Below are 11389 nucleotides of genomic sequence, written 5' to 3'. Positions count from 1 at the left end.
TGGCTGCATAAAAACAGCGTAGCAGCCATAAAACTGCTACGCTAAAAAAGTCTAACTTTTTGGGGTCACATCAAAATACTGAATAGGTCATAATTTTTTTAATAGCACAGCGATATCACGCCAAAAAACATGACCTAGACAGGTGAAAAAAGCTATTTAGGTCATTTTTTAAGTAATAGAATGTATCCATGTAAGCATATCCTCGTATGTTATAATAAATCAATTATCACAGTAAAATGAGCATATAGCCATGCACATCCTTGAAAGTAGCCATCCTACTGTTCTCAGATTCAGAGCCCGAGGCAATTAAAACCTAGCCACACCGAAGGTGCTTGCCATTGACGGGTTCTGAGGAAAACGCTACAATGCTGAATCCGACGGTGAGATAGAATCTACTGTTCCCATCATCCTCACCGTCGGCAGAGCCTGTAGGGCGTTTTTCTCAGGCTCAGTCAATGGTGGCGTACTCAGCCGCAAACTATACTATTTCTAATAGAGTCAGTGGGACGCTTCAAGTGACTTATCAACAGACAGTGGCAGACACTGACTCACTAACTTCTACCTCACTGACGCATATACAAAGGGAGAGTATTTTGCATAAGCACAAAGCTTACAACAAATACTCTCTAGTTCTATAGTAACAGTCTTTTAATGTGCTCTCAGATTTTTTATATTTGTCAGTAATTCCTCCGGAATGAACATCTTTCCATATCCAACCCCAAGATCAATCTTAGGTTTATTGGCACCGTGAAAATCAGAGCCTCCACTTATCAGAAGATCATATTTAGCTGCAAGATTTCTTATCTGCCTCTCTTCTGCCGGTTCATAAGTAGAATAAATAGCTTCAATTCCCTTTAAGCCGGCACCGATCAGTCTTACTACCAAAGCTTCAAGCTTTTCATCACTCATATGGTACAAAATAGGATGAGCTAAAATTGGCACTCCGCCCGCTAAAAGAATAAGCTCAATTGCATCCTCAGGAGTGATATTTTCCCTTGGAACATAATATTTACAGTGATCACCTATGTATTTATCAAAAACCTCCTGCCTTGAATTTACATAACCTTTATCAAGCATGAGTTTTGCATAATGTGCTCTTGTTATAACAGCATTGGGAAAAGCCTCAAGAAGCTCATCATAGCTTATGGGGAGTCCTGCTTCTTCAGTCAGTTTCCTGCACATTTTTTCATTGCGTTCACGCCTTGAATCTGCAAAAGCCTGAAGTCTTCTTTGAAATTCTTCATTATGATGATCAATATACAGGCCAACTACATGAACGTCTTTTCCTTCATTAACAGTAGAAAACTCGATTCCCGGAATAAATTCAATATCATTATATGTTTTACCGGTGTAATCAATAGCTTCATCAAGGCCAATTACTGTGTCATGATCTGTAAGAGCAATTGCAGCAAGATTTTTTTCATGAGCATAATCTATCAGCTCTTTTACGCTATATGTACCATCTGAACAATTTGAATGAGTATGAAGATCAATTCCTCTCATTTACCTGAAGTTCCGCCTTTCAAATACTAAGTATCAATCAAAATATGGCTTGATCACCTTTTTTACAACCTGGAGCATCAGATACATGATGATGGTATCAACGGGAAGCATGACCGCGTTAGATACAAGTCTTCCGGGAAGAATAACGGCGATTGCCTTTCCATAGAGCATATTAAGCCAAAGAGTGTTAAGTATGATATTGCATACGATCTTTACACATGCCTGTGCCGCAATGACTCTCCAGAGCTTAAGAGGCTTGTTATAGATAAAAAGTCCATAAATGATAGCGCCGATCATTGCTGTTATAGTGAAGCCTATAAAGAAGTCGCCATCTCCTGAAGCAAACCACTTGATAATATCCATGGCTCCACCAAAGATTGCTCCTATCCATGGTCCAAAGAGATAGTCAACTATCTGATTTGGAAGTCCGGAAAAGCCAATCCTAATGTATTGTCCGAATTTGATGGTGGCCACATAGCCCAAAATAACCGAAAGGGCGCCCATCATACCGCAAAAAGTAAGGACTTTTGTTTCTTTAAGCCTTGAAACTGATGAAAAATAAGATTTGCCTGATACTGTCTGTTTAGCTGTTTGATTTAACATAAAAATATCCTCCTTTGCAGTTTTCCATTACCACATCGGGGGATATTCAAAGTTTCAGATATTCCATTGATGTAGCAGCGGGATGCGAAACTTAAACCGCGGAAAAATCCTTCGTCCTGATGACAACTCCCTGTTCACCCGGCACTTAACGCTTAAATTTCTACTCTGCATTTATTATTTGCCATTCATAATACATCATAACCTCAGTAAGGTCAAAGGTTTTTTAACGTTTCATCTTAAATGCATTATAAAGCTGCTCAACAGCTCCCGGCGATGTATTACCTATCAGATGACTAAGTCCCATTACACTCATGACAGTGATCGCCATCACTTTCGACTGTCCCATAGGATTAAACTCACTGGCACTGAATATGATTGATTGAGCCATTGACATGCCGGTATTTGCTACAAGCTCTGATGTATCTTCATATCCCTTGGCTTGGGATATCATACTGATAAGATCTGTTGAAGCAGTCTTGGGATCAGTTTCTTTATTAAACTTATTTAGGAGTTTTGTCTTTCCTGCATTAATATATCCGTTCCTGATCTTCTCAACTTCTCTCTTTCCTGCATCGGTCTGAGTGTAATATTCCTTAAGAGCGTTTTTATCAGTAAGTACTCGTATTGCAAACATAGCAAAGGCAAGTCCACAATTGACCGCTTTGGAAATCATGCCATCTGTAAATCCGGATATATCAACAGCAGCACTGATAATCCTTGTCGCAACTTTTATGGAAGTCATACCAAGTCCCATTTTCTGCATAGTCTTACTAATATTCATGGAAAGATCCGCCATTCCCTGGTTTTTATCTGCAGCGTTCCTGGCTTTCTTCAGCTGACCTTCATCAAGTCTTCCATTTGTTTTGGCATTCTCAAGTTTGCCTTTATCAATAGTCTTAAAGCTTTCACTTTGCTTTTTTGTCTGATCAAGAGCACTGATATTAGAGGCATAGCTTGCAATATTCATAACATCATCAGCCGCCTTTTTTACAAGGTTTACACTTCGCATAGCACTATTGATTCGAAGCTGTGTTCTCTTTTTGAAAGCATCTACAACACTCGCGTATTTAGTTATTTTTTTGGCACTTACTCCAACTCTCCCTGCGATTTTATCAAAGGTTTCAGTCACATAGTTATCAACTGCATCTTTCATCGCTTTAAGCTTATCAGTAGCATTGGGGTCTAACTCACCTTTAAACAGCTTGTCATTGGCAAACTTATATGCAGCTTTTTCAACTGAGTATTCCATAAGACGGACAAACTCTCGTACCTTTTTAATAGGTATCTTATTAAGTGCCATATCATTAAATGTTTTAACATTCTCATAAGTACTTTTGGCACTAACATAAGTATCGTACGTGTTTTTAATATCGTCTCTTATATCTCCCTTATTTGAATTCAGTACAACGCCCTTTGCGTTTTTCTCGACAATATTTTTCTTGTCAGGATTCACATGTTTCTTATCTGTCAAAGGTTTCGATTCACTAAAGACTTTATCCAGCAACAAATATTCATTTGTAAAACTCTCGAGCTTATCGACTATCGCAGTTACTGAGTTATTTTCAAAAATAATTGAATCGATTTGCTCCTGAAGTTTTATGTAGCTCTCAGTGTTACTTTTTTCAAGAGTTTTGACGTCGTGCTTAACCTCATTCAAATTCTTGCCAAGCTTATTTACTCCGCTTACTATGTAACCTGAATCAGCAAAGCCTACAGCTTTAGATACACTTTCCAAAGTCTTTATATTTTTACAAAGCGTATCTAATTGCTTGCCGGTAGAATTAATTGGCGAAATGCCTACAGTTTTAGCCGTGGATATACCATTGAAAGAAATAAGCCTTACCCATTCATTACCTGTCCTATGGAAGTTCCGACGCAAAAATCCATAGTTCATTTTTATTCGGCCATTTTTATAAAGCTCTCCTGCGCCTCGATAAAGAAGGGCATTTCCTTCAGTAATCTCAAGCTCCTCTGTTGCTCTGTTCACAAAGTTTAGTGCCCTCTTAAAAAGCTTCCAGTCTATGGCAGTAGATCTTTTCATAAACAGATTTCGCTCAAAAGAAAAAATATCATTTATATTTTTTTGTTTTGTAAGCCTTACCCTGTCTGAAATCTGTGTAGTGTAAAGAGCTTCCATAGCCCTGTAGTATTCATCATTCTCAAGGGACAAACCAATGTTATCTTCAAGATTTGCTTCAATATACTGATCGATCAGCTTGTCACGGGCAGCAGGATTCACATAATTCCTGTCTTTTAAATTAAACAGGTTACTTTTGTAATTCTTTTTAGAGATATCAAGAATTCCTCTGTTACAAAGAGCCTTAAAGAACAAGATCTTTTGCTGCTCTGTTAGAGAATAATATCCTGCAAGGGCATTATCAATATCTTTTCTATTTCCATCACTATTGTCTTTTTCAGCATGTTCTTTTACAAGGTCTTCAAAATTCTGAAGCTTAAAATCGGCTTTATTTGAATATTTTTGCTTTAATTCCTCATTTCTTTCAAATGCCTTTTTATTACCTGCATACTTTATAAGCTCGCCATGGTTCTTAAGGGCCTGTATACTAGTCTTCTTTTCCATGATCTCATCAATAAATTTAAAGGCATTCTCAATGAGCTCCCAGTCCACTGTTGTATCTCTATTTAAAGAGTTTTTCTTAAAGCAGTCTTTTGTCAGGTCTTTTCCACTAAAATTCTTATCATCTCTTAGCTGAAAACTTAGCACAGTTGTAAAAGCCTTAAAGCAGGATTCACTGTCATCAAAGCCTGCCAGAACATCAGCACTGATATCAGGATCTCCTGATAAAGTTTCCAAAAGAGCATCTCTTTTATTTTGATTCACGTATAAAGGCGCCCCATCAGTCTTAATGCAGCTCTTATCTATGGCAGTTCTGTCCTGAAGGATTCGAACAAATATCTTTAGATCACCATCGCTCATTTCTTTAAAGCGCTTTATGATCCTGTTCATCCTTCTGTTTAGGGCAATTGATTCATCTATAGCGCCTGCCTGCGCAAATCCCACTAATGGACCAAGATAAAACTTATCTTTAGAAGCTTTTAATGCTTTTTGCAAAATAGCTGTTTTACTAAGTTTATCCTTTACTGCATAATCAATAAGCCTTTTCTTTAAATCAGTGACAGTCAGAGTCCTGCCTCTTAAGGCATCAATATGGGTAAGCTGTTTTTTACCAAACTTCGTATATGCACTAAAAACAGAAGCGTAGCTGTCTGATATACGCTCAACATCCTTTTCGCCATAAATACTCTTTTGTTTTGATATTTTCATAGCAAATTTCATGGCTCTGTCATATGCCGCCTCTGAAATCTTAAAGTCTGATAAGCCTACTCCTGAAATACCAAAGTCCAAAAGCTTATTCAAAGCATCTCTGTAGTTGATATCAAAATGATATTCCTGTCCGCTTACATATTTTTCAAGCTCCGCCTGAATTGCAGTAAGCTTTTTGTTCTTTTTCTCCGTTGCCTCAGTAAGAGCCATAGTTCCTTCTGTTCCAAGGCCTATCGCACTACTATCAAGGAACATAAGACCAATAGCAAAAAGCTTTTTTTGCTCATCATCAAGAGCATCATACTTATTTGCCTTGCCTTTGAAAATATACAGATTTGCCCTGATAAGACTTGCAATAGCTTTCTCATCAGCAGTGTCATTTGTAAGGGCTGTCTGCTCCTTCTGTATGAAATCAGAACTAGTGACTGCATTTGACTGTGAATATAGATTATTTCTGTATTCTTTTTTTCTGAATAATTCCAGTTTGTTTTTCCAAAATTCAGTACTGAACTCGTGATCACTGCTTAGTTCACCTACAACATCTTCCATGAAATACTGTCGAAGCGAGAACATAAGCCTGTCAACATAGCTCTGTGGCAGACTAAAATTCTTATTCTGCATAGCCGGATCAGCGCTCTCTTTATATATATCAATAAAACCTGGGCGAATCACCTCCATTACTTTCTTCCAATAATCTATGTAGGCTGCGCTCTTATCAATGATCTCTCCAATATGCTTCGAATTCTCTTCAAGATCAGCATGTGTTCCTTTTACTGTCTTGTTATTCTCATCACGACCACCCATGCCGGTAATGAGCATAGTTCTAAGATTCTTTCGAATCTCATCTATTTCCTGCTGCAATGATGGATCATCTGATTCTATTTTCTCAAGTTTTTGAAGCTTCTTGTAATTATTCCTGAAAATCTTTAATTCCTGACTCTTTCTTATTTCCTGAGTGTTAAGATTTTCCGGCTTATCAAACCATTTATTTATAAGATCTGAGTTACCATAACATTTTACGATAAACATCAGAACTTCTTCGTCGCCCATCCCCTTATCATTCACCTGATAAGTCTTTAGCAGGTCATACAATCTTTTCATAACAAGGGCATGGTTAAAAAGAACTTCTGAATTTCCATAGGTATCTGTAATACCAGGAATAATCCCGCCTGCAGCACCTCTCTCTATAAGCGCATCCTTAAGAACCTGTGGGAGGTCAAGCTCATCACAGTACTTGTCCACTCTTCCGCGCATTTTATTTATACGGGACTCATCAATAGTAATTGCCTTTTGTCCCTTACTGGTAACTCTTACTAAAGTCTTTCCCTGCCTTATCTCATTCAATACGTAATCATTGATCTTTAGGAATTTCAGCCGTTCAAGTCTTCCATTTTCTTTCTTGGTATTGATATCTTCTATAACCTCCTGGTCGTTATCATCTACTTCAGAATCCATGAAAGTCTTGATGTTATTTAGAATTTCAGCTTCGTTTGGTGTACTTTGTAATCTGTTTTTCAGCTCATCAAATTTTCTGCTAACAAAGTCCTTACAGGATTTTTTATTTGTAATTTCCTGAAAATCCTCGATTTTTTCGACCTTAGCATATAATTCCTGCATAACTGAAAGCTTTAAAAGTCTTGCTTCATTGCTATTTAGTTTTTCTTTCTCAAGCTTTTTATCTATCTGTTTTGAGGCCAGCTTAATTGCACCATTTAAGCTAATGCCACCTTTTGCAGAAAGCTTAAATAATTTACTCTGAAAATCATCAAGCTGTTTTGCATAAAAATCAGAGTCTCCTTTCAGAGTCCCTTCATAAATTCCTCTTATAAACATGTGGGCATATATTTGCCTTGCAGCCCCGGATATTACATATTTTGTTTTTCCTTTATACGCAGAATCGTGTTTACCAGCCTTATTGCATCCCATTAGGAAATCAGAAAGTTTCCCATCCAAAGTATCTTCAATAAAGCTTCTAAAAGATTCCTCTCCTTTCAATAGCTCTGCATAAACTTCAGGAATATTGATGATAAAAGGCACAAATTCCTTATACTTTTCGCCATCGTAATTCTCAAGGGCCTTTACACCTTTTTCATAAATATCCCTTGCTTCTTTTACCTCTTTTTGATTATCAATATCCTTAATGCCTGCGCCTAGAGCTTTTATCTGTAAAAGAGCTTCTTCAAAACTTATTACTCCAAATCTCTCAATATTTCTTCTTTTAGCTACAAGTCTCGTATCAGGGCTCATATCTTCAGTAATATCTATCAGGCCTGACATGAACCACTTAAATTTTTGATAATATGACTCTAATTCATTTTCATTAACGCCACCTGATAAAAGAACTTCCCTTAACTGGTCTTTTCTATTTTCAAACCTGCTGTTTTCCAGTTTTTCCTGTTCTATCAGGTCATCATTTTTGTTCTTATAGGCCATACTATAAGGGCGGTATGGAAGATAAGTGTTTTTCCCATCTCCCGATAGATGAACCAGGAATTTTTTATCCAGCTTATCGCCCAGATCATCTAAGCGCTTCTGCTCAATACTTATCTTTTTTAGCATATAAGGAAACTTGCTCTCATCATCCCAACACTTATTTTCTCTGTATTCTCTAAGAGAATACTTCTTTCCATTATCTTTGCGTGAAATAATAGCATATAGCTCAAGCTTAAAATCACCACTTGCAAAAGCGGAATTACTGATTGCCTTTTCTTCAATTTCCGACCATTGACTTTTAGTAAGAAGCTGCCCTTTTTTCTCCATAAGCTTGTGGGCAGATTCCCTGTTCTTATGTATCCTTTCAGCGATCTTTTTTCCTTCACTCTTCCAATCAGTATCATCAGCATTTAAAAACATGTTCGGGGCTGAATGCGTCAGAGCATCAAGCAAAACATCTCTATAGCTTTCTTCAAGTCCAAAGTCGTCCAAGAGCTTTCGAAGGCGCCGTTCAACTCTGTACTCATCCGGAGAAACATATTGCAGCATCTCCAAAAAAATGTCTGTCTGGGCAAGGACCTGATCCCTTGTTCCAAACACCCGTAAAGATCCAAGGTGCTCATAGAGCTTTTCTCTCACCCTATCCCTTGTAGCATCAGAACAGCTCTTTTTAAGCTGCTGCTCTATATAATCATCAGTATCATTCGTATGATCTTTAAAAGTGTCAAGCAAGTCCTTAAACTGCTCATCACTTTCAGCCGTTATCATCATCTCCATCGCTGAGTAGCGATAAGTATTTGCTGACTCTTTTGGTATCTTTAGCGCTCCAAATATTAGCTCACGTCTTTTATCATATTTTTCAATAATCTCACTGCTCACTGTTTTATAATTGTCACATATCGCATCAACTTTTTTTATAAATTCCTGAGGCTTTAAGAAAAAATCCTCTTCATTTGTTTCCATTTCTATATGATCACTTAGCTCTTCTCTAACCCAAGGCATACCAAGGGTAATATCTTTTCTCTTATCAAGTATCAGCGGAAAAGCAATCTTATTTGCAAGAAGACGATTGTTTTTATCCTCCAAAAATGCGATTAAATTGTTCTTATCATCTTCAGTAGTAAGTTTTTTACCTTCCACAAGCTTAGAAATATATGCAGTGTAATCATTCAGAGCCCAGTTTTCCAAAGATTTATCAAGTTGCTCCTTAGGAAGGTTTGAGTCAAGTAATCCTGTTTCTATTAGTTTATTGACATCTGCCGCCAAAGCATTGACTCCATAAGCTTTTTCAGCATCCTCCATTTCTTGCTGTGTATAGCCATTGCTCTTGTATTCGATCATACGGGCTTCTTTTTCATTGAGAGTCCTTGCCTTTTCCTCCACCAGCTTTTCCATCTCATTAAAAATACTCTTTATTCTGAGAGCAATCTGATACCTGCGTTCTCCCTTATCAAACATGTGATATCCGGAATGTGAAAATAAATATCTGTTAACAGCCTCTTTTGATCTATAAAATGTGTCAAAAAAAGACGCCCTGGTCTGACCAAGCTCTTTGTCCTCATAAACTCCCTTTGAAGCAGCCAGTTTGATTAATTTATCAACTTCATCTGTCATCAGAGAAAAAGTCTCCGACTTGCTGCCTTTTTCATTAAGAAGCTGATCCCGAAGTTCAGACAGATTCATCAGATCATATTTAGCCTTCTTGGATCCCTGCTTATTTTTTACAGATGTAGTCTTATTAAAAGAATTTACTACGTCCCAAGCCTCGTCCTGATGCCTGTTATACAATTCCTCTGTAAGTTCTATATTAAAAACTTTTCGCTGATCATTTATATATTCGTTAGGCATTTTTATGTCTCCAACATATCTATAGCCAACAGTTTCAAAAGTTTTTTGCTAGTCCATATCAATATTCTTCAAAATCTTCATCCCATTCTTCTTCGTTATAAAATCTTGTATCAATCTCCTCACTTTGTGGAATATTCTCTTTTCTCATTCCCTCATATACTTTTTCGCCTGTTTTTTTAGGAAATAGTTTTTGACACATTAAAAGTGATCTCTTATCATGACGATCAATAAGAAATTCCGTGGCAGGATCATATTTAGCTTCTGCCAACATAACAGTCTTTTTCATAATACGAATAAGCGTATTCGGATCCTCATCATGGCTGTGAAGAAGGTCTAGCACTATTTTTCCTGATGGTTTTTCATGAACCAGAACTATTGCATATACTTCTTCATCATCCTCGTAATAACAGGAAACATCATTATCAAAAAATTCCCTTGGCAGGAATAAAAGGTCATCACATATTCCGTGGTTGCCCTCAAATTCAAGTTTTGCGATCATGCTGCTAAAAAATCTGTCTTCCGCCTGAGAAAGAGGTTTTATATTATCGTATTGACCATCGCCGTGCTTTAAAAGCCTCTTTATGACTTCTGAAAGAGACACACTGATAACAGAACTTTCCTTTTCTTCCAAGGAAAACCCTGCCTTTTTAAGCGCATTTATTTCAACACCGCCAAGTGTATTGGGAAGAGAATAATATGAATAGCCACACTCTGCTAAAAGAGCAGATTCCGTATACTCATCCATGAGAACATTAGCGCTTTCTTCATCCAAAGCTCTTATAAATAAAATATGGCTCTTTATATCAAGTTCATCATCGCCTTGCTTAAGCTCCCATACTATCCCGGCAGACGGGCGATCTTCCCCCTCTTTAATACAAACAAAGCCGCAGGTAAACTCCCTTCCAATGCATTCTGCAATATCCATTGAAAGAAAATCTATGTAATCATGTACGTTTTCCTTTGTAAGGCCTGTTTTCTGCATGAATACTCTCCTTTTTCAATAAAAAAATGCGCATAGCAACTCATAGTTATTATACTTTGTAAAGTGAATGCGCATCATCGCTATATGGTTAATTTTTTCTTAATAAAGAATAAAGAAACGAATTGATACTTTCTATATGCGTAAGTAATTGACTACGTACGCCACCATTGACTGAGCCTGAGGAGAACGCCCTAACCAAAGAGCCGACGGTGAGGATGATGGGAACAGTAGATATCTCGCACCGTCGGATTCAGCATTGTAGCGTTTTCCTCAGCCCCCGTCAACGGCAAGCACCTTCGGTGTGGCTAGTTTAAAGTGCCTCGGGCTCTGAATCCAGGAACAGTAAGGTTGGCTACTTTCAAGGATGTGCATGGCAATATGCTTGCCGCTACCTATTTAATGAGAGCGGGATGCTGTTTTGGGCATATAACCTGGTTTTGAAGATTACAGCACCACTCACCAAGATTTCTGGCTTGTGATTTTGGATATATACGGACTTTTTGAAGTTCACACACCCTTTTATAGGTGGTTGATCATCTCATATCACTCATTCAATGGATGTGTAGTTCAATTTTTTCTCGTATATGCCCATTTTCGCTTCCCGAAAATTCTGCCGAGGGATGTGGTAACTTAAAAAGTATGGCTATATACCCATTTCAGGTCAAGTCCTAAATGTGGTGTAAAATGATTTCCTGATTTAAAAGTAGTGGCTGTGTTCGCCATCCTTGACGTCC

At 37.6% G+C, this 11389-nt stretch carries 4 protein-coding genes and 1 riboswitch; all 4 genes read right to left on the bottom strand.

What is annotated here, in order from left to right; genetic code table 11:
- Positions 1-648: 648 nt before the first annotated feature.
- Complete coding sequence (locus E7303_RS17340; RefSeq protein ID WP_292146709.1) at positions 649-1503, bottom strand: PHP domain-containing protein; 855 nt, start codon at positions 1501-1503, stop codon at positions 649-651.
- 33 nt (positions 1504-1536) lie between these two features.
- Positions 1537-2106, bottom strand: coding sequence for a folate family ECF transporter S component (locus tag E7303_RS17335; RefSeq protein ID WP_292146708.1), 570 nt, complete (start codon positions 2104-2106; stop codon positions 1537-1539).
- Between the two features lie 73 nt (positions 2107-2179).
- A riboswitch (THF riboswitch) is annotated at positions 2180-2276 on the bottom strand.
- Positions 2277-2329: 53 nt separating this feature from the next.
- Positions 2330-9673, bottom strand: a complete 7344-nt coding sequence (locus tag E7303_RS17330) for a hypothetical protein (RefSeq protein ID WP_292146707.1) — start codon at positions 9671-9673, stop codon at positions 2330-2332.
- A 58-nt stretch (positions 9674-9731) separates the two neighbouring features.
- A complete protein-coding gene (locus E7303_RS17325) occupies positions 9732-10655 on the bottom strand; it encodes a hypothetical protein (RefSeq protein ID WP_292146706.1) in 924 nt (307 codons plus the stop codon).
- Between the last annotated feature and the right edge of the window lie 734 nt (positions 10656-11389).

The organism is Butyrivibrio sp. (assembly GCF_015056685.1).
In the GTDB taxonomy this organism is placed as follows: domain Bacteria; phylum Bacillota; class Clostridia; order Lachnospirales; family Lachnospiraceae; genus Butyrivibrio.
The sequence above is the reverse complement of the archived record's forward strand: the minus strand, read 5'-3'. Positions and strand labels throughout refer to the sequence as shown.

Bases quoted from the DNA above. Each gene is read 5' to 3' on its own strand.
- E7303_RS17340 (WP_292146709.1), bottom strand. From the start codon at position 1,503: ATGAGAGGAATTGATCTTCATACTCATTCAAATTGTTCAGATGGTACA.
- E7303_RS17335 (WP_292146708.1), bottom strand. From the start codon at position 2,106: ATGTTAAATCAAACAGCTAAACAGACAGTATCAGGCAAATCTTATTTT.
- E7303_RS17330 (WP_292146707.1), bottom strand. From the start codon at position 9,673: ATGCCTAACGAATATATAAATGATCAGCGAAAAGTTTTTAATATAGAA.
- E7303_RS17325 (WP_292146706.1), bottom strand. From the start codon at position 10,655: ATGCAGAAAACAGGCCTTACAAAGGAAAACGTACATGATTACATAGAT.